This is a genomic window from Pseudomonas arvensis, assembly GCF_056688935.1.
The window spans coordinates 2,985,870-3,003,764 of the sequence record NZ_CP162038.1 but is presented as its reverse complement, the minus strand read 5'-3'; the positions used below and the strand labels follow the sequence as shown (position 1 = coordinate 3,003,764).

Genomic DNA, 17,895 nt, shown 5'->3' with positions numbered 1-17,895 from the left:
GCCCTTGTGGAAAACCAGATATGAAGCGTGAACACGTCAAAGCCCGGCAGGCCGAGGGGCAAATCTCGGCGACTCATATCATCCAGAATCCTGCCGACCTGGGCGAGTGGATCGTTTTTTTCAAGAAAAGCGGCGGGCGCAGCTTTTTCCTGGTCGACGATCAGGACGAGGTTGAATCCTTCGCACGGCTGGATGAACTGACCGAGATCCTTCGGGAGCTAGGCATCAAGTTTGCCGAGATCCACTTGTAGTCTGCAGTTACTTGCAGACCACCACCACACTACGGTTTTTGAAATTGCCGACGTCCTGGCCCAAGGTCTTGTCGCTTTCTTTCAGCGATGGCGTGCCCTCTGTGCCAACGATGCGATAGCCGGTGCCGGCGCAGGAGGCATCGGCTTTTTCGTAGCAACTGGCCCAGGAGTTGGCTTCGCCTGAGCAGTCGATGGTCAAGCCCTGCTCGCCGTTCTTGAGGTAGACATCAGAAGTAGTGGTGCAGCCGGCAAGTGCCAGTACCGCAGTCAGTGCCAGAAGTTTGTTCATAGTGTTCGTCATCGAGGGTGTGGGAGGGGCGCTGACACTGTCGTGGGGCGTTTTCGGCAGATTATAGCGAACTGCCATCTAGGTACAGACAAACACAAAAAAGCCCCGTCAATCGGGGCTTTTTGCGCAGTGCCTGCAGGCTTACTTGGTCTTCGGCCGTTTGCTCGACGCGTGGCCCGCTTCATCCACAAACACTTCGGCTACGGCAATCGCCATGCTTTCGGTCTCGAAAACACCCGCGACGCTGTCCCCGTGGAAGTTGATCAAGTGCCAGCCGTCTGCTCGCTTGGTGATCAGGTAGCCGTTCACGCCTTTGGGTTCTGACATCTATTAACAATCTCGTGGTCTGGTTCAAGGGCACCATGATAGCGCCAAATGTCGCGGCCCCGCGCAAGTAATTCCAAGTGAGTGTGCCTGGCCGAAAAGCGTGCTAAAAGGGTTTCAGCCCTTTTAAACATAGGGGCAAGGTTGTTTTTTGTCGTGTCGGTGCACAGGTTCTTCGTAAGATAAGTGGAACTTACGCCGACATTTTTTCTCTATGTTGACATCGCAACGCCAGCAGGACCCATTGTAAGGTGACTGCGGCGTGATTAGACTGCGCCGAATTCCGTACGCACAGCCCTTTGTAAGGACTTATATGATCAAGAAATGCTTGTTCCCAGCAGCCGGTTACGGCACTCGCTTCTTGCCAGCGACCAAGGCCATGCCTAAAGAGATGCTGCCGGTGGTAAACAAGCCACTGATTCAGTACGGCGTCGAAGAGGCATTGGATGCCGGTCTGAACGAAATCTCCATCGTCACCGGTCGTGGTAAGCGCGCACTGGAAGACCACTTCGACATCAGCTACGAGCTGGAAAACCAAATCAAGGGCACCGACAAGGAAAAATACCTGGTCGGTATCCGCAAGCTGCTGGACGAGTGCTCCTTCTCCTACACCCGTCAGACCCAGATGAAAGGCCTCGGCCACGCCATCCTGACCGGCCGCCCACTGATCGGTGACGAACCGTTCGCCGTGGTCCTCGCGGACGACCTGTGTGTGAACCTGGAAGGCGACGGCGTATTGACCCAGATGGTCAAGCTGTACCAGAAATACCGTTGCACCATCGTTGCGGTTCAAGAAGTAGACCCTCAAGAAACCAACAAGTACGGCGTGATCGCCGGCGACGACATTGGTGATGGCCTGATCCGCGTACGCGACATGGTTGAAAAACCAGCGCCTGAAGATGCACCGTCGAACCTGGCGATCATCGGTCGTTACATCCTGACTCCGGATATCTTCAAGCTGATCGAAGAAACCGAGCCAGGCAAGGGTGGCGAAATCCAGATCACCGACGCCCTGCTGAAGCAGGCCAAAGACGGCTGCGTGATCGCGTACAAGTTCAAGGGTCGTCGTTTTGACTGCGGTGGCGCCGAAGGCTACATCGAAGCAACCAACTTCTGCTACGAGCACTTCTACAAGACTGGCAAGGCTTACTGATTCACGCTTGCCGCTGCTGAAAAGCCACCTTCGGGTGGCTTTTTCGTTTTTCGGTCCCATGTAAGTCGGTATGCTGATGTCCTGCCGAGGAGAGTGAAATGGCCTACGATTTTGATCTGTATGTAATTGGCGCCGGTTCCGGCGGTGTTCGTGCGGCGCGCTTTGCTGCGGGCTTTGGCGCCAAGGTGGCGGTGGCGGAAAGCCGCTACCTGGGCGGCACCTGCGTTAACGTGGGGTGCGTGCCGAAAAAGCTGTTGGTGTACGGCGCGCACTTTGCCGAAGATTTCGAGCAGGCCAGTGGCTTTGGCTGGTCCCTTGGGGAGGCGAATTTTGATTGGGTGACGCTGATCGCCAATAAAGATCGCGAGATCAATCGCCTCAATGGCATCTACCGTAACCTGCTGGTCAACAGCGGCGTGACCCTGCATGAGGGGCATGCGCGCCTGGTTGATCCGCATCAGGTGGAAATCAATGGCGAGCGTTTCACTGCCAAGCACATTCTGATCGCTACGGGCGGCTGGCCGCAGATTCCGGAGATTCCAGGGCGCGAACACGCTATTGGCTCCAATGAGGCCTTCTTCCTTAAAGAACTGCCCAAGCGTGTACTGGTGGTCGGTGGCGGTTATATCGCCGTCGAGTTCGCAGGTATTTTCCATGGCCTGGGCGCTCAAACGTCGCTGCTGTATCGCGGTGATCTGTTCCTGCGCGGTTTTGACGGTGCGGTGCGCAAGCACTTGCAGGAAGAACTGACCAAGCGCGGCCTGGACCTGCAATTCAACGCCGATATCGAACGTATTGAAAAACAAGCCGACGGCAGCCTCAAGGCCACCCTGAAAGACGGTCGTGTGCTGGAAACCGATTGTGTGTTCTATGCCACGGGCCGCCGTCCGATGCTGGATAACCTGGGGTTGGAAAACACCGGCGTCACGCTCGATGAGCGCGGTTTTGTGCAGGTCAATGACCTTTACGAAACCAGCGAAGCGTCGATCCTGGCCATTGGTGACGTGATCGGTCGCGTGCAGTTGACGCCCGTGGCGCTGGCCGAAGGCATGGCTGTGGCGCGTCGCCTGTTCAAGCCTGAGCAGTATCGCCCGGTGGATTACGCAATGATCCCGACAGCGGTATTCAGCTTGCCGAATATCGGCACTGTCGGCTTGACGGAAGAAGAGGCGAAGAAGGGCGGCCATAACGTGCAGATCTTCGAAAGCCGTTTCCGGCCGATGAAGTTGACCCTGACAGATTGCCAGGAGAAAACCCTGATGAAGTTGGTGGTTGATGCCGACACCGACAAGGTGCTGGGTTGCCATATGGTCGGCCCGGACGCGGGTGAAATCGTCCAAGGCCTCGCGATCGCGCTCAAGGCGGGCGCCACCAAGCGTCACTTCGATGAAACCATCGGTGTGCACCCTACGACGGCGGAAGAGTTCGTCACCATGCGCACGCCTGTGGCGGACTGATCAGTCCTCTGGCGTTGCCTCTGGCGCCGCTGCAACGGCGGCGGCCAGGCGCAATGCCTCGATATTGGCCTGGGCCTTGATCAGGTCCAGTTCCAGGGTTTTGTTGGTGTTCTGGTGTTCGGTCAACGCTTCCTGGCGTGATTGGCTCTCCAGCACCGCCACCCGCAGACGCTCCTGAAGCAGGGTGCGCTCGTTGTCGATTTGAATCAGTTGTTCGCTCAGCTTCAGTTGCTGGGCCTGGTCCTTGCGGTTTTGCTCCTGCAGCGCCGTCAATTCCTTCGCCGTCACCCGATGCTCGATCAGTAAACGCTCGTTGTCGCGATGCAGTTGAGTGATCTCATCCTGGCGCACCATGGCGCTTTGCTGAGCCTGGCGCAGTTCTGCCTGGACCTGCTGCAGTTGGCCCTCATGGCGACGCTGTTCCTGCTCGCGCTGCTCCTTGATCGCATTACGGTAATGCTCCAGCGCGTCGCGGGCGTGCAGGTGCTTTTCTTCCAGGGAGCGAATCTGTTCGTCCTTGTCGTTGATCCTCAGTTCGTAATCACTGCACGCCTGGCTTAGTCCGGCATTACGGGTCTGCTCGGTCTGCAAACTGGTGCTGGCCGTTTGCAGCGCGGCGCTTTCTTCTGCCAGCGCGGCCGCCTGGATAGCGAATTGCTGCGTGAGTCGGCCGTGGGCCTCTTCAAGGGCTTCGACCTGGGCGAGCAGGGCGGACTTCTGTTGTTCGAACCGCGCCTGGGCCAGATCAATCGGCTCTTGGGCCTTCTCTTTCAAGCGCTGCGCCAGTCGCGAAACCAGTTCAGCCAGCTCGTCGTCAATGGGCGCTTCGGTGATGGTGACGCGGGTTTCGCTGTCGTCCAGCTCCTTCAGATAGCGGTGGATCGTGGTTTTCGAGCCGGTATTGCCCATTTCGATGCGTACGGCGTCGATGCTGGGGTTTTCGCCTCGGGCAAGGATCGCCAGGCGTGCCGTTTGAACTACTGCTTTGTTAATGCCGCCGCGAGCCATGGGGTCTCCGCCGATTTAGTACTGTGGTACGTGGTATGTATTTACGTACTGTAACACGAATATAACCTTGTTAAAAATCACGATTCAACAGATGGGATATTGGCGTATTATCCCGTGTCAGGCGCATTTGACGCGCTGAAACACCCCTCAGCAGTACGAATAGGCACCCTATGAGCGATCTGGATCGTTATCTCAACGCCGCCACCCGCGATAACACGCGCCGCAGCTACCGCGCCGCGATCGAGCACTTCGAAGTCAGCTGGGGCGGGTTTCTGCCGGCCACCAGCGACAGCGTGGCGCGCTACCTGGTGGCCCATGCGGGCGTGCTTGCGTTCAACACCCTGAAACTGCGGCTCTCAGCGCTGGCGCAATGGCACACCAGCCAGGGCTTTCCCGACCCGACCAAGGCGCCGGTGGTGCGCAAAGTGCTCAAGGGGATTCGCGCCGTGCATCCGGCACAGGAGAAGCAGGCCGAACCGTTGCAGCTCAAGCATCTGGAGCAGGTGGTCGCTTCGCTCGAAGCTGAAGCTCAGGAGGCAACGCTCGCGTGCGATCAACCGCGCCTGCTGCGGGCCAAGCGCGACATCGCGTTAATCCTGCTCGGCTTCTGGCGTGGCTTTCGCAGCGATGAGTTGTGTCGACTGAGTATCGAACACGTTCAGGCCACGCCCGGAACCGGCATCAGTCTGTATCTTGCGCGCAGCAAAAGTGACCGCGACAACCTTGGCAAGACTTATCACACGCCGGCGCTGTTGCGCCTGTGTCCGGTGCAGGCCTACAGCGAGTGGCTCAGCGCATCGGCCCTGGTGCGCGGCCCGGTGTTCCGCAGCATTGACCGTTGGGGCAACCTGGGCGAGGAAGGCTTGCACCCCAACAGTGTGATCCCGTTATTGCGCCAGGCGCTGGAGCGGGCGGGCATCCCCGCCGAGCAGTACACCAGCCACTCCTTGCGTCGAGGCTTTGCTACCTGGGCCCATCGCAGTGGCTGGGATTTGAAGTCGTTGATGAGTTACGTCGGCTGGAGCGACATGAAATCCGCCATGCGCTATGTTGAAGCGACGCCCTTTCTTGGCATGACCTTGGCCACCCAACCGCTGCTTTAAGATTTCTTCTATTAATACAGCCACCTGATAGGGAAAACCAATCGTCAGCATCAGGTTTGCCAATGAGCCATCGCCAGAAAGAATGGGTAGGATTCATCTCATCAACTTCTTAACCCCTGACGGAGAGTCAACGATGCCTATCATCAACAGCCAAGTAAAACCGTTCAAAGCTACCGCATACAAAAACGGCAACTTCGTAGATGTGTCTGACGCTGACCTGAAAGGCAAGTGGTCCGTTGTGTTCTTCTACCCAGCCGACTTCACCTTCGTTTGCCCAACCGAACTGGAAGACCTGGCTGACAACTACGCCGAATTCCAGAAGCTGGGCGTCGAAATCTACAGCGTGTCCACCGACACCCACTTTGCCCACGCTGCCTGGCACAACACCTCGCCAGCTATCGGCAAGATCCAATACACCATGATCGGCGACCCAACCCTGACCATCTCCCGCAACTTCGACGTGCTGATCGAAGAAGCTGGCCTGGCGGATCGCGGTACTTTCGTGATCAACCCGGAAGGTCAGATCAAGATCGTTGAACTGAACGACGGCGGTGTTGGCCGTGACGCTTCCGAGCTGCTGCGCAAAATCAAGGCAGCCCAGTACGTCGCTGCCCACCCAGGCGAAGTGTGCCCAGCCAAGTGGAAAGAAGGCGAGGCTACCCTGGCTCCATCCCTGGACCTGGTCGGCAAGATCTAAGTCTGTGAAGCATCAAGGGCGGGATTCCGCACCTACCCAGTAAGCTGCAACCGCCCTCAAAAACGCCCGGGCGAGATTCGCTCGGGCGTTTTTTTATACCCAGAATTAAAGGAAATCGCCCGTATGTTGGACGCCAATCTTAAAGCTCAGTTGAAGTCATACCTGGAACGGGTCACCCAGCCGATCGAGATCGTCGCCTCCCTCGATGACGGCGCGAAATCCCAGGAAATGCTCGCCCTTTTGCAGGACGTTACCAGCCTCACCACGCTGATTACCCTGAAAAGCGATGGTGATGACGCGCGCAAGCCGTCGTTCTCCATCAACCGCCCGGGTGCCGATATCAGCCTGCGTTTCGCCGGTATCCCCATGGGCCATGAATTCACTTCGCTGGTGCTGGCCCTGCTGCAAGTCGGTGGCCACCCGTCGAAGGCCAGTGTCGAAGTGATTGAACAGATCCGCGCCCTTAAAGGCGAGTTCAGCTTCGAGACTTACTTCTCACTGTCATGCCAGAACTGCCCGGATGTGGTCCAGGCCCTGAACTTGATGGCTGTGCTCAACCCGAACATTCGTCACGTCGCCATCGACGGCGCGCTGTTCCAGGCTGAAGTCGATGAACGCCAGGTCATGGCGGTGCCGAGCGTCTACTTGAATGGCGTGAACTTCGGCCAGGGCCGCATGGGCCTGGAAGAAATCCTCGCCAAGCTCGACACCAGCGGCATTGAAAAGGCCGCCGAAAAAATCAGCGCCAAAGATGCCTTTGATGTACTCGTGGTCGGTGGTGGCCCTGCCGGATCCGCAGCCGCCATTTACGCAGCGCGTAAAGGCATTCGCACCGGTGTTGCCGCTGAGCGTTTTGGTGGTCAGGTGCTGGACACCATGTCCATCGAGAACTTCATCTCGGTACAGGAAACCGAAGGGCCGAAACTGGCCAGTGCGCTGGAAGCCCATGTGCGTCAGTACGACGTGGATATCATGAATTTGCAGCGCGCCAGCAGCCTGGTGCCGGCAAAGAACCCCGGTGATCTGCACGAAATTCGTTTTGAAAGCGGTGCGACGCTCAAGTCCAAGACCGTGATCCTGGCCACCGGCGCCCGCTGGCGTGAAATGGGTGTGCCGGGCGAGCAGGAATACAAGGCCAAGGGCGTGTGCTTCTGCCCGCACTGCGACGGTCCGCTGTTCAAGGGCAAGCGCGTGGCAGTGATCGGTGGCGGTAACTCCGGCGTGGAAGCGGCCATCGATCTGGCCGGTATCGTCAGTCACGTCACCTTGCTGGAATTCGACAGCAAACTGCGTGCTGATGCGGTGCTGCAACGCAAGCTGTACAGCCTGCCAAACGTTGACGTCATCACCAGTGCGTTGACCAGTGAAGTCAAAGGCGATGGCCAGAAAGTCACCGGCTTGGCATACAAGGATCGCGACAGCGGCGAGTTCAAGACCATCGACCTGGAAGGGATCTTTGTACAGATCGGTTTGCTGCCCAACACCGACTGGCTCAAAGGCACCGTCGAGTTGACCCCGCGTGGCGAAATCATCGTTGATGCCCGTGGTGAAACTTCACTGCCAGGCGTGTTTGCCGCCGGTGACGTGACCACCGTGCCGTACAAGCAGATCGTGATTGCGGTAGGCGAGGGCGCCAAGGCTTCCCTGAGTGCTTTTGATCACCTGATCCGCACCTCCGCACCCGCGTAAATAAGCAGGCGCACATGAAAAACCCCATGAGTGATCATGGGGTTTTTTTCGTTATAGCGGCGTTGGCTGGATAATCTCGACCCAGTACGCATCCGGGTCTTTGATGAAGGCCAGGCTTTTCATGCGGCCATCGGTCAGGCGCTTCTGGAAGTCGCAACCCAGCGCTTCGAAACGTTCGCACGCGGCGACGATATCCGGCACCGCGATGCAGATATGACCAAAGCCACGCGGGTCAGTGTTGCCGTTGTGGTAGGCAAAATCGGCATCGTTTTCGGTGCCGTGGTTGTGGGTCAGTTCCAGGATGCCTGGGATCGACTTCATCCACTGGGTGCGCGCAGCGGCGTCGGCCGGGATCTGGGATTTGTCCACCAGGGCCAGGAAATACAGGCTGAATTCGGCTTCGGGGAAGTCACGTTTTTCAACCAGCGAGAAACCCAGCACGCGGGTGTAGAAGTCCAGGGACTTGGTGATGTCCTTGACCCGCAGCATGGTGTGGTTGAACACAAAATTTGTGGTGGCGGTGTCTGGCTGGGCGGTGACGCCCGGGAAAGTGCTCAGTTCGTGCAGGCTCATGGGCCCTCCAGAAAAAAATGGGGCAAACGCGGCTCCCGTTGAGAGGAGCGTTCCCTTGGCTTGCGGCTGGCATCCGTGCAGCCGAGCCATGATACGCAAGGCCCGCCTGCGGCGCCAAATGAAAAAGGTCACGGGGGCCTTGCGACCGGCGGGCAGCGAGGCTCACACTTTGGCCCTTGAACCTTGGGTGTTTTTCGCATGATCGAATGTCGTAGACCGCTGTTGAGCGCTGTGTGGTTGCTGTTGGCCAGTCCTTTCGTCTTGGCGGCAGATCCGGAAATTCACTGGCCCAGCGGCTGGCAAGTCGAGGAGGTGGTGCCTGACGGTGAAACGCCACCAACGCCGCAGCCGGTTTCGCGTCAGCGTGCAATCAAGAACGATGAAAACGGCAACACACTGATGGTCATGGAGTTGACGGCCACGCCGACCGAGGCTGGCCATAACGTTAATCTTCAGGGCGTGTTGCTGGAAATGCGCAAGTCCATTCAGAAGGATTTTGCCCAGAGCGGCTACCAAAGTGTCTGCAGCAAAATGCACCCGACAACATTGAGCCGTCTTGACGCGGTGGAAACTACCTGTGTGATTACCGAGAATGGACGGCACCTGCTTTCACAAACATTGGTGGGGGCTGTTGATACCGATAAAGCCTATGTTTTTTCATACGCCGGTCAAGCCGATGCTTACGAAGCGAGCAAGGATGAAGTCCGTTCCGTACGTGATAGCCTCAAACTTTAAGTGCGTTTAGCACGTCGAATTTGAACAAAATGAAATGTTATTTAAGTTCGGTTTCGAACCCTGGAATAAAAAAGCCCCGCTGATGCGGGGCTCTTTGTTAGTGCGCTGTAATCAGCCGCGAAGCCAGGAATCTACAGTGGCGGCGCCATACTGTTCTTTCCAGGCCTTGAGGCCGCGGTGGTTGCCGCCCTTGGTTTCGATCAGTTCGCCGGTGTGCGGGTTGTGGTAAACCTTGACCACACGTGCACGGCGTTGTTTTGGTGCATTGGCTGCAGCAGCACTGGCCTTGCCCGGGTTTGGATCAAGGATCAGGATGATGTCGCGCAGGCCCTTGCCGTAGGTTTTCATCAGCCCTTGAAGTTTTTCTTCGAATTCGATTTCTTTCTTCAGGCCAGCATCGTTCTTCAGGGATTCCAGCTGGGCAAGCTGCTCTTGAAGGGCTTTTTCTGCTGCGCGAAATTCGGCGAGTCTGGACAAAATCTGTACTCCAATAGTGTAGTTGGCTGATATCAACTGAAGACAAAGCTACTAGCCAATAGCGTTAAGGCGACTCAAAGAGGACGTCGTCCTGCGAGTTCTGCACAGGCAAGAAAAATTGTAGTAGTTAATCTGCCGCGAGTAAATCATGTCTTTTGTCTTATTAACATATTTCAACGCCGCTAGTGCACGGCTATTCAATGGCTGGCCAGGTTTTTAATGAATTCATCGCTGGGTAATGGCTTGCCAAACAGATAGCCCTGTAGGAAATCTACGCCATGAGCGGCCAAGTACTCGCATTGTTCAGCCGTTTCCACGCCTTCTGCGACGATGCCCAGATCCAGTTTGCCGGACAATTCTATGATGCTGTCCAAGATATGCCTCGACAGTGCGTCTGCGCCAATCATGGCGACAAAACTCTGGTCGATTTTCAAGTAGTCCACATTGAAGTTGCGCAAGTAACCCAGGCTGGAGTGGCCGGTGCCGAAGTCATCGATGGCAATCATCACGCCCAGTTGGTGCAAGGCGTCGAACAGGCGGCGGGTGATATCGGTGGGCTCAATCAATTCGCGCTCGGTCAGCTCCAGCACCAAGGTTACCTGGCCCGGTGCGAAGGCGGCGAGAAACTCACGGCAGTCGTCCACCAGTGTGAGGTCGAGGCAATGGCGCGCCGTGATGTTCACGCCGATATGGAAACCCGGGCTTAACCGCGCCGCATGGGGTGCCAACTGGGCCGCTGTCTGGCGCAGCAGGGCGCGGGTCATCGGCACGATCAGGCCGGAATGTTCGGCCAGTGGGATAAACAGATCGGGGCGCACCAAACCTTCCTTGGGGTGCTGCCAGCGCATGAGCACTTCACAGCCGGCCCATTCGCGACTGTCGCCGCGTACCACCGGCTGAAAGTACGGGATGAACTCATTGGCGCCCAAGGCTCTTCGCAGTTCATGGGTCGGCGCCGAAGCGCGTTTTTGCAGCCAATGGGCGAGCACGCCTGCCAACACGCCAAAGAACACGACCAAGCTGAAAATCGCACGATACCGCACCTGCATGTACCGCCAGACCTCGCCGTCCGGCATGCCGGCGTCGACACTGTAGCCATAGCGCTGTGAGGCCAGGTGATGATGGGCCACGGCAAATGGCGGGACTGCAGAGGAATGAACCTTGCCCTCGGCATCCAGCCAGTTGGGCCCCACTTGCAGGACCAACTGCGCATAGCGGCTGATCAGGCGCAAAGCGTTAGTCAGGTGGTAGCCGTCAACCGACGCAAACGCACCTTGGTCGCCGTCGACCAGTCGGTACACCAGTAAAGCCGTATCCGGCGTCACCGGGTTGCCATTCATCAGCCAGAGTCGACCCTCCACATAGTCGTCCGGGTTCACGGGGGATTCGTAGTCGCCGCCGAACAGTGAGCTGCAATAGATGTTCTTCTGCCAGGACAACGTCGTGGCCCGCACAAATGGCCGCCGTGTGACCTGTTCACGCAGGGCCAATTGCGCGCCGTTGTCACAGGGCTGGCCGGCCAACGGCAGCAAGGCCTGGGCGGCGAGGGCAGTGTTGTCGAGCATCAGGTCGAATTGGCGCACGGCTTCTTCAGCCGTTTGCGCCGTGCTCTGCTCAAGGGTGCGTTCGGCTTGCCAATACAGGATGACCACGCCGAGCAGGATCGGCGCGAGCCCACACAAGGCGCTGATCGAGTAGCGGACGAATGGCTTTCGCGGGCCTTTGACGGTGAGAGGCATGAGTTCTGCAGCCTGTTGCGGAGTAGGAAATGCGCCGGCAGGCCGGTCAGTATTATTTCGATAATAGATGGCTCGGTGGACAATTGCTTGTCTTGCCAGCGCGTTGAGCAATCTCGATAAACGCCAGGGCGGCGGGTGACGACTGGCGACGGTCAAGCACCGCCAGGCCAATCTGGCGCGGTACTCGGGGGGATAACGGCCGTTTTACATAGCGCGGGTCGTCCCGTTGCGGCAACGATGCCTCGGCCACGATGCTCAGCCCGTCGCCGCGACTGACGGCTTCCAGGGTGCTCAGCAGTTGGGCGCAGCGATAGCGCACCCTGGGCCGTAATTGGGCCGCACCGAAGAGTCTGGAGACCAGCTCCGAGGAGCCTGCTTCGGTGAGAATGAACGGATCGTCGCACAGGTCCTGCAAGGTCAGGGTGTTGCGTGCGGCCAATGGATGCTCGGCGGGCAGCAACGCAACCATCTGATCCTCGAACAAGGCGAAGGTGTCAAAGCGTTCCTGCTCCAGCACCACAAAGCCCACATCGATCCGCCGCTCATCCAGCCACTGCAGCACCTGGCGGTCGGGGCCTTCGTCCACATGAACCTCAATCCCCGGATGGGCAGCACGAAACTGGCTGAGGATGCCGGGCAGCAGGCGAATCGACGCCGTGGGCCCGAACGAGCCGATGCGCAGGGTGCCGCGCTTCATGCCGCGGGCGTCGGCGGCTTCCTGTTGCAATGTATTGGCCAGACCCAGCATGGCGCGGGCGCGGCCGAGCAATTGCAGGCCGATTTCGCTCGGTTCCACCAGGCTTTGATGGCGCCGGAACAGCTCGACGCCCAGCTCTTGCTCCAAGGCCTTGATGGCGTGGGACACCGCCGACTGGCTGATGCCCAGCCGGTGTGCGGCGCTGGTGAAGCCTTGCAGCTCGGCTACCAGCGAAAAGATTTCAAGTTGGGTCAGGGTCATGAGCGAACACTCATTTTACGATGATTAATCATTAGCAGAAGAATACCCCAGATCGCCTGCCACTTGAGCCCACCCAATGAGCCCTACTTCGGATCGCCTGACCTATTGCAAACTCGCCGCCGTCACCATGATCTGGGGGGGCACCTTTGTCGCCGGGCGTTACCTGGCCGATCAGGTCAATCCGCTGCTGGCCGCCAGCCTGCGGTTTATCCTGGCGAGCCTGGCATTGCTGCTGTTCATGGCCTTCGCGCGCGTCCGCCTGGCTCGCCCGAGCCCACGGCAATTTGCGCAATTGACGGTGCTGGGCTTCTTCGGAATTTTTTTCTACAACCTGTGTTTCTTTTATGGGCTGCAGTACATCAATGCGTCACGGGCGTCGTTGATCGTGGCCTTGAATCCGGCGGTGATTGGCCTCGCGTCGTGGTTGCTGTTCAAAGAGCACCTGAGTTGCACCAAGGTTGCTGGGATCGCGTTGTGCCTGGCAGGCGCGGCCGCTGTGATTGTCAGTCGCAACCCTGGGCTGATGCAGGCAGGCGTCGACAGTTGGCGGGGTGACTTGCTGATCCTTGGATGTGTAGCGGCGTGGGGCATATATTCATTGGCTTCCCGTGGCCTGAACGCAAGCCTGGGGCCGCTGCAGACGGTTACCTGGTCGGTGTTGCTGGGAACGGTGATGTTGACCGCGACTACCGCGGTATCAGGAAGCTTCACGGTTCAAGCACTCACCAGCCTGGGGCTGTCACAGTTGTTGAGCCTGCTGTACCTGGGCGTGCTCGGCTCGGCGCTGGCCTATATCGGTTATTACGACGGCATCCGCCGGATCGGCCCGACGCGTTCCGGCGTATTTATCGCCCTCAACCCGCTGACAGCCGTGCTGTGCGGCGCCTTGTTGCTGGGTGAGCAGTTGACCTTGCCCATGCTGATCGGTGGCGCCGTGATTCTGTCCGGCATTTACCTGTGCAACAAACCCCTTGCACGGGTCGGGGCAATAGGGATTTGATGAAGACTACGGACAAACACTGTTACGCTGTGTAGAATCGATTTACGCATACAAGAATAAGGACTTGCGCTCACGCAAGCCTCAGCCGTCAGAGACTGATGTAACCATGAAGCGACTCGGCTCCCCCCTCATCTTTGGTGACTTCCTCGCCCGCAGCGTGCGAGGCCTTTCCTGTGCGCCACCTTGCTGCCTCATCCTTGCTGCTAATTGACCTTCGTTAATCACAAGAATGAGGCGCCGAACATGGCCGACCAATACGAAAACCCAATGGGCCTGATGGGCTTTGAATTTATCGAATTCGCATCGCCGACCCCAGGCACTCTGGAGCCGATCTTCGAGATCATGGGCTTCAGCAAAGTCGCGACCCACCGTTCCAAGAATGTGCACCTGTACCGCCAGGGCGAGATCAACCTGATCCTCAACAACGAACCCAACAGCATCGCCTCGTATTTCGCGGCGGAGCATGGCCCGTCGGTGTGCGGCATGGCGTTCCGGGTCAAGGATTCGCAACAAGCCTATACCCGCGCACTGGAGCTGGGCGCCCAACCAATCCACATTGAAACCGGGCCGATGGAGCTGAACCTGCCGGCAATCAAAGGCATTGGCGGCGCGCCGTTGTACCTGATCGACCGCTTTGGTGAAGGCAGCTCGATCTACGACATCGATTTTGTCTACCTGGAAGGTGTGGAACGCAATCCACAAGGCGCAGGCCTCAAGGTCATCGACCACCTGACCCATAACGTCTATCGCGGGCGCATGGCCTACTGGGCCAACTTCTACGAGAAGTTGTTCAACTTCCGCGAGGCGCGCTACTTCGATATCAAGGGCGAATACACCGGGCTGACTTCCAAGGCCATGAGCGCACCGGACGGTATGATCCGCATCCCGCTCAACGAGGAATCGTCCAAGGGTGCCGGTCAGATTGAAGAGTTCCTGATGCAGTTCAACGGCGAAGGCATCCAGCACGTGGCATTCCTTACCGACGACCTGGTCAAGACCTGGGACGCGTTGAAGAAGATCGGCATGCGCTTCATGACCGCGCCGCCGGACACCTACTACGAAATGCTCGAAGGTCGCCTGCCGAACCACGGCGAGCCGGTGGACCAGTTGCAAGCACGCGGCATCCTGCTCGACGGCTCATCCATCGAAGGTGACAAGCGCCTGCTGCTGCAGATCTTCTCGGAAACCCTGATGGGCCCGGTGTTCTTCGAATTCATCCAGCGCAAAGGTGATGATGGATTTGGCGAAGGTAATTTCAAGGCGCTGTTCGAGTCCATCGAGCGTGACCAGGTGCGTCGCGGTGTATTGACCACCGATTAAGCGTAAAAAAGCCCGGCCGAGGTTTCCCCGGCCGGGCTTTTTATCGCCTGTGAATCAGGCGCGGCGCTGACGCACCAGATGTTTGAAGCCTTCGAACACCAGCACCATCACTGCAATCCAGATCGGAATGTAGGTCAGCCATTCACCCGGCTTGATCCCTTCACCCAACAGCAGTGCCACCACCAGCAACAGCACCGGCTCGACATAACTGAGCAGCCCGAACAGGCTGAACGCCAGCAAGCGGCTGGCGATGATGTAGCTCACCAATGCCGACGCGCTGATCAGGCCCAGTATGGGAATCAATGCGTACAGTTTCGGGTGCACATCCATCACCGCAAACCCCTGCTCGCCGCTTTGCACGAACCACCAGGCCACCGGCAGCATCAGCGCCATATCCAGCCAGAGCCCGCCCAGGTTATCGGTCTTGAGGTACTTGCGTACGATGAAGTACAGCGGGTAACCAATGATCACCACCAGCGTCGCCCAGGAAAAACCACCGGCCTGGTATAGCTCGTTGAGCACCCCGAGGCCGGCAAAAAACACCGCGATTTTTTGCAGGTAGGAGAGCTGCTCACCCCAGACCAGGCGCCCGGTCAGCACCATGGTCAGTGGCAGCAGGAAGTAACCCACCGACACATCCAGGCTGCGCCCGTTCAGCGGTGCCCACATGAACAACCACAGCTGAACGCCCAGCAGTGCCGAAGACAGCACGACGCCCGCGATCAATCGTGGCTTGGCCGCCAGTAGCCGCAGCAATTCCAATACGCGCCGCCATTCGCCGCTGACGATCATGAACACCGTCATGCACGGCACGGTCAGCAGCATGCGCCAGCCGAAAATCTCCAGGCCGCTCAACGGTGTGAGCAATGATGTGAAGTAATACATCACGGCAAACAACACCGAGGCCGAGACCGATAACACAACACCTTTAGACACGCTGTCCTCGCGAAAGCCGATTTGTACAAGAGAGGCGTGCATTATGGTGCTTACGGCGTGAAACGGCTGCTCTGTTTTGGGGCAAATGTTGGGGAATTTTCTCACACCACGGAGTCGTCCTTGACTCCTGAGGCCATCCACCACCTACGATCGGGCAATGCGCCCCGAGACAAAGTGGCTCACATCGTTGAAGCCTGGCGTAGACGAGTGCCCCGGTGTCACCAACGAATCGATAAAAGCCTCATCCTCTGCGGTGATTTTCACGTCCAGTGCGCCGGTGTAGGCGTCCCACTGCGCCTCGGTACGTGGCCCGACAATCGCCGAACTCACCGCTGAGTTGTTCAGTACCCAGGCGATGGCAAACTCCACAATCCCCAGGCCACGCCCTTGGGTATATTGCTGAATCTGCTGGGCAATGCGCAGCGACTCCACGCGCCATTCGGTTTCCAGGATGCGCTTGTCCTGGCGTGCCGCCCGGCTGCCCGGTTCTGGCGTGACGTCCGGCGCATATTTACCGCTGAGCACGCCGCGTGCCAGCGGGCTGTACGGCACTACGCCCAGGCCGTAGGCGGCAGCGGCGGTGATCTGCTCGACCTCGGCCTGACGGTTGACGATGTTGTACAGCGGCTGGCTGATCACCGGTTTGTCGACGCCCAGACGTTCGGCCACGCGGATCACCTCGGCAATGCGCCAGCCGCGATAGTTGGATAAGCCCCAGTAGCGGACCTTGCCCTGGCGGATCAAGTCGCCGATCGCAGAGATCGTCACGTCCAACGGGGTGTCGTGGTCTTCGCGGTGCAAGTAGTAGATGTCGAGGTAATCGGTGTCGAGTCGGGTCAGGCTGGCGTCGAGCGCATTGAAGATGCGTTTGCGGCTCAAGCCACTGCGGTTGGGCAAGCCGTCCGGCGGGCCGAAACCGACTTTGGTCGCCACCACCCAATCCTGGCGATGCCGGGCAATGGCTTCGCCGACCAGTTCTTCGGAGCGTCCGCCGGTGTACACGTCCGCCGTGTCGATAAAATTGATGCCCTGGTCCCAGGCCTTGTCGATGATGCGCAGCGAGTCCTCGGTAGGGGTCTGCTCGCCAAACATCATGGTGCCCAGGGTCAACGCGCTGACCTTCAAACCGGACTGGCCCAATGTGCGGTAAATCATGCATAGCTCCTTGCGGCTGTGAGACGGTCTCCATGCAATACCAGACTCAGAGGCTCTGGAACAAGCCCTGGGCATGTTTCTTCATTCGCTCAGCAACGCCTGACAACGCACCTGGAGAAACCGATGCAGCACTTTCACCCGCTCCGACACTTGCAGACGGTGGGGGCACATCAAGTTGAACGGGGTGGGTTCGCCTTGCCAATCCGGCAACAGGTGCACCAGGCGACCTGCCTTGAGATCCCGGGCGATATCCAGGTTGGCTTTATAGGCGATGCCGTGGCCAGCCAAGGCCCAGCGCCGCACAATTTCACCGTCGTCGCTCAGGTAATCGCCGGTCACGTCGACTTCCTGCAGCTCGCTGCCCTGGCGAAAGAACCACGTACTGTTGGCGCGCCCCTGTCGCATGTACCGCAGCGTGCTGTGTTGCGCCAACTGCGTGGGTGTCGTGGGGGTGCCATGGCGCGCGAGATACGCGGGGCTGGCGCAGGCAATACGCTGGTGATCGGGCACCACCGGCAGCGCCACCAAGCTGGAATCGCGAGGTACGCCGAAGCGCAGGGCGATGTCGACGGTGTCGCGGAACAGGTCGGCATTGCTGTCGTTGAGCAGCAGTTGCAGGCGGATGTTCGGGTGCTCCACCTTGAATGCGTCCAGCCAGCCCAGCACCACATTGCGCCCGAAATCCGAGGGTGCGGCTAATTGCAGTAAACCCGTCAACCCTTGGCTGTGCTGCCTCAGCGCCTGTTCACCGTCGGCCAGTGCGGCCAACGCTTCGCGCACGCTGTCGAGGTAGCGCTTGCCTTCCTCGGTCAGGCGCATGCTGCGGGTGGAGCGCGCCAGCAGGCGAATGCCCAGCCGGGTTTCCAGGCGTTTGAGGGCGATGCTGGCCGCCGCTGGCGTCAAACCCAGGCCGCGTGCGGCAGCGGACAGGCTGCCCGTATCGGCGGTGCGCACAAAGACTTCAAGGTCGAGGATTGAGCTCATTTGTAAAAATCCTTTAAAGATCTTGTCGTTTTACCGGGATTTTTCGT

At 58.5% G+C, this 17,895-nt stretch carries 19 protein-coding genes; 9 read left to right on the top strand and 10 right to left on the bottom strand.

Features of this window, described 5'->3' with window-relative positions:
- The first annotated feature begins 20 nt into the window (after positions 1-20).
- Positions 21-251: a hypothetical protein gene (locus AB3G88_RS13350; RefSeq protein WP_112195335.1), complete on the top strand. Its 231-nt coding sequence runs from the start codon at positions 21-23 to the stop codon at positions 249-251.
- Between the two features lie 7 nt (positions 252-258).
- Here AB3G88_RS13350 and AB3G88_RS13345 read toward each other — a convergent pair whose 3' ends face one another.
- Together AB3G88_RS13345 and AB3G88_RS13340 are read right to left on the bottom strand one after the other, a co-directional pair.
- A complete protein-coding gene (locus AB3G88_RS13345; RefSeq protein ID WP_032885705.1) occupies positions 259-540 on the bottom strand; it encodes a hypothetical protein in 282 nt (93 codons plus the stop codon).
- Positions 541-681: 141 nt separating this feature from the next.
- Positions 682-867, bottom strand: coding sequence for a hypothetical protein (locus tag AB3G88_RS13340; RefSeq protein WP_003191311.1), 186 nt, complete (start codon positions 865-867; stop codon positions 682-684).
- Between the two features lie 310 nt (positions 868-1,177).
- On the opposite strand from AB3G88_RS13340, the gene galU reads away from it, so the two are divergent.
- Together galU and gorA are read left to right on the top strand one after the other, a co-directional pair.
- Positions 1,178-2,017 (top strand): UTP--glucose-1-phosphate uridylyltransferase GalU, encoded by an 840-nt coding sequence (gene galU, locus AB3G88_RS13335; RefSeq protein ID WP_003212579.1) that lies wholly within the window; start codon positions 1,178-1,180, stop codon positions 2,015-2,017.
- A 98-nt stretch (positions 2,018-2,115) separates the two neighbouring features.
- On the top strand, positions 2,116-3,474 hold the full coding sequence (gene gorA, locus AB3G88_RS13330; protein ID WP_480454322.1) for a glutathione-disulfide reductase: 1,359 nt from the start codon (positions 2,116-2,118) through the stop codon (positions 3,472-3,474).
- Here gorA and AB3G88_RS13325 read toward each other — a convergent pair whose 3' ends face one another.
- Entirely contained in the window at positions 3,475-4,482 is a 1,008-nt protein-coding gene (locus tag AB3G88_RS13325; protein WP_480454320.1) for a DNA-binding protein, read from the bottom strand.
- A gap of 170 nt (positions 4,483-4,652) precedes the next feature.
- On the opposite strand from AB3G88_RS13325, the gene AB3G88_RS13320 reads away from it, so the two are divergent.
- From AB3G88_RS13320 to ahpF, 3 genes are all read left to right on the top strand, one after another.
- On the top strand, positions 4,653-5,585 hold the full coding sequence (locus tag AB3G88_RS13320; RefSeq protein ID WP_480454318.1) for a site-specific integrase: 933 nt from the start codon (positions 4,653-4,655) through the stop codon (positions 5,583-5,585).
- 133 nt (positions 5,586-5,718) lie between these two features.
- On the top strand, positions 5,719-6,282 hold the full coding sequence (ahpC, locus tag AB3G88_RS13315; protein ID WP_010210361.1) for an alkyl hydroperoxide reductase subunit C: 564 nt from the start codon (positions 5,719-5,721) through the stop codon (positions 6,280-6,282).
- A 123-nt stretch (positions 6,283-6,405) separates the two neighbouring features.
- Positions 6,406-7,971, top strand: coding sequence for an alkyl hydroperoxide reductase subunit F (ahpF, locus tag AB3G88_RS13310; protein WP_099583033.1), 1,566 nt, complete (start codon positions 6,406-6,408; stop codon positions 7,969-7,971).
- A 51-nt stretch (positions 7,972-8,022) separates the two neighbouring features.
- On the opposite strand, the gene gloA is transcribed toward ahpF, so the two are convergent.
- Positions 8,023-8,544: a lactoylglutathione lyase gene (gloA, locus tag AB3G88_RS13305; protein ID WP_099583032.1), complete on the bottom strand. Its 522-nt coding sequence runs from the start codon at positions 8,542-8,544 to the stop codon at positions 8,023-8,025.
- 198 nt (positions 8,545-8,742) lie between these two features.
- Here gloA and AB3G88_RS13300 point away from each other — a divergent pair, with 198 nt between their 5' ends.
- On the top strand, positions 8,743-9,279 hold the full coding sequence (locus AB3G88_RS13300; protein ID WP_099583031.1) for a DUF4946 domain-containing protein: 537 nt from the start codon (positions 8,743-8,745) through the stop codon (positions 9,277-9,279).
- Positions 9,280-9,390: 111 nt separating this feature from the next.
- Here AB3G88_RS13300 and AB3G88_RS13295 read toward each other — a convergent pair whose 3' ends face one another.
- From AB3G88_RS13295 to AB3G88_RS13285, 3 genes are all read right to left on the bottom strand, one after another.
- Complete coding sequence (locus tag AB3G88_RS13295; protein WP_032885697.1) at positions 9,391-9,756, bottom strand: histone-like nucleoid-structuring protein, MvaT/MvaU family; 366 nt, start codon at positions 9,754-9,756, stop codon at positions 9,391-9,393.
- Positions 9,757-9,953: 197 nt separating this feature from the next.
- On the bottom strand, positions 9,954-11,495 hold the full coding sequence (locus tag AB3G88_RS13290) for an EAL domain-containing protein (RefSeq protein ID WP_400524501.1): 1,542 nt from the start codon (positions 11,493-11,495) through the stop codon (positions 9,954-9,956).
- 52 nt (positions 11,496-11,547) lie between these two features.
- Positions 11,548-12,453, bottom strand: a complete 906-nt coding sequence (locus tag AB3G88_RS13285) for a LysR family transcriptional regulator (protein WP_480454315.1) — start codon at positions 12,451-12,453, stop codon at positions 11,548-11,550.
- Between the two features lie 76 nt (positions 12,454-12,529).
- Here AB3G88_RS13285 and AB3G88_RS13280 point away from each other — a divergent pair, with 76 nt between their 5' ends.
- Together AB3G88_RS13280 and hppD are read left to right on the top strand one after the other, a co-directional pair.
- Positions 12,530-13,453: a DMT family transporter gene (locus tag AB3G88_RS13280; RefSeq protein ID WP_480454313.1), complete on the top strand. Its 924-nt coding sequence runs from the start codon at positions 12,530-12,532 to the stop codon at positions 13,451-13,453.
- Between the two features lie 243 nt (positions 13,454-13,696).
- Positions 13,697-14,773, top strand: coding sequence for a 4-hydroxyphenylpyruvate dioxygenase (gene hppD / locus AB3G88_RS13275; RefSeq protein WP_099583027.1), 1,077 nt, complete (start codon positions 13,697-13,699; stop codon positions 14,771-14,773).
- Between the two features lie 54 nt (positions 14,774-14,827).
- On the opposite strand, the gene rarD is transcribed toward hppD, so the two are convergent.
- The 3 genes from rarD to AB3G88_RS13260 all read right to left on the bottom strand — a co-directional run bounded on the left by rarD (position 14,828) and on the right by AB3G88_RS13260 (position 17,848).
- Complete coding sequence (gene rarD, locus AB3G88_RS13270; protein WP_250925616.1) at positions 14,828-15,709, bottom strand: EamA family transporter RarD; 882 nt, start codon at positions 15,707-15,709, stop codon at positions 14,828-14,830.
- A gap of 144 nt (positions 15,710-15,853) precedes the next feature.
- A complete protein-coding gene (locus AB3G88_RS13265; RefSeq protein WP_480454311.1) occupies positions 15,854-16,864 on the bottom strand; it encodes an aldo/keto reductase in 1,011 nt (336 codons plus the stop codon).
- A gap of 81 nt (positions 16,865-16,945) precedes the next feature.
- On the bottom strand, positions 16,946-17,848 hold the full coding sequence (locus AB3G88_RS13260; RefSeq protein WP_099583025.1) for a LysR family transcriptional regulator: 903 nt from the start codon (positions 17,846-17,848) through the stop codon (positions 16,946-16,948).
- Positions 17,849-17,895 lie beyond the last annotated feature (47 nt).

What these genes read in the sequence shown, in the direction of transcription:
- AB3G88_RS13320 (WP_480454318.1), top strand. Translation starts at nt 4,653, where the DNA reads ATGAGCGATCTGGATCGTTATCTCAACGCCGCCACCCGCGATAACACG.
- AB3G88_RS13350 (WP_112195335.1), top strand. Translation starts at nt 21, where the DNA reads ATGAAGCGTGAACACGTCAAAGCCCGGCAGGCCGAGGGGCAAATCTCG.
- hppD (WP_099583027.1), top strand. Translation starts at nt 13,697, where the DNA reads ATGGCCGACCAATACGAAAACCCAATGGGCCTGATGGGCTTTGAATTT.
- ahpC (WP_010210361.1), top strand. Translation starts at nt 5,719, where the DNA reads ATGCCTATCATCAACAGCCAAGTAAAACCGTTCAAAGCTACCGCATAC.
- AB3G88_RS13325 (WP_480454320.1), bottom strand. Translation starts at nt 4,482, where the DNA reads ATGGCTCGCGGCGGCATTAACAAAGCAGTAGTTCAAACGGCACGCCTG.
- gloA (WP_099583032.1), bottom strand. Translation starts at nt 8,544, where the DNA reads ATGAGCCTGCACGAACTGAGCACTTTCCCGGGCGTCACCGCCCAGCCA.
- AB3G88_RS13340 (WP_003191311.1), bottom strand. Translation starts at nt 867, where the DNA reads ATGTCAGAACCCAAAGGCGTGAACGGCTACCTGATCACCAAGCGAGCA.
- AB3G88_RS13280 (WP_480454313.1), top strand. Translation starts at nt 12,530, where the DNA reads ATGAGCCCTACTTCGGATCGCCTGACCTATTGCAAACTCGCCGCCGTC.
- AB3G88_RS13285 (WP_480454315.1), bottom strand. Translation starts at nt 12,453, where the DNA reads ATGACCCTGACCCAACTTGAAATCTTTTCGCTGGTAGCCGAGCTGCAA.
- AB3G88_RS13345 (WP_032885705.1), bottom strand. Translation starts at nt 540, where the DNA reads ATGAACAAACTTCTGGCACTGACTGCGGTACTGGCACTTGCCGGCTGC.
- AB3G88_RS13290 (WP_400524501.1), bottom strand. Translation starts at nt 11,495, where the DNA reads ATGCCTCTCACCGTCAAAGGCCCGCGAAAGCCATTCGTCCGCTACTCG.
- AB3G88_RS13265 (WP_480454311.1), bottom strand. Translation starts at nt 16,864, where the DNA reads ATGATTTACCGCACATTGGGCCAGTCCGGTTTGAAGGTCAGCGCGTTG.
- gorA (WP_480454322.1), top strand. Translation starts at nt 2,116, where the DNA reads ATGGCCTACGATTTTGATCTGTATGTAATTGGCGCCGGTTCCGGCGGT.
- AB3G88_RS13300 (WP_099583031.1), top strand. Translation starts at nt 8,743, where the DNA reads ATGATCGAATGTCGTAGACCGCTGTTGAGCGCTGTGTGGTTGCTGTTG.
- AB3G88_RS13260 (WP_099583025.1), bottom strand. Translation starts at nt 17,848, where the DNA reads ATGAGCTCAATCCTCGACCTTGAAGTCTTTGTGCGCACCGCCGATACG.
- ahpF (WP_099583033.1), top strand. Translation starts at nt 6,406, where the DNA reads ATGTTGGACGCCAATCTTAAAGCTCAGTTGAAGTCATACCTGGAACGG.
- galU (WP_003212579.1), top strand. Translation starts at nt 1,178, where the DNA reads ATGATCAAGAAATGCTTGTTCCCAGCAGCCGGTTACGGCACTCGCTTC.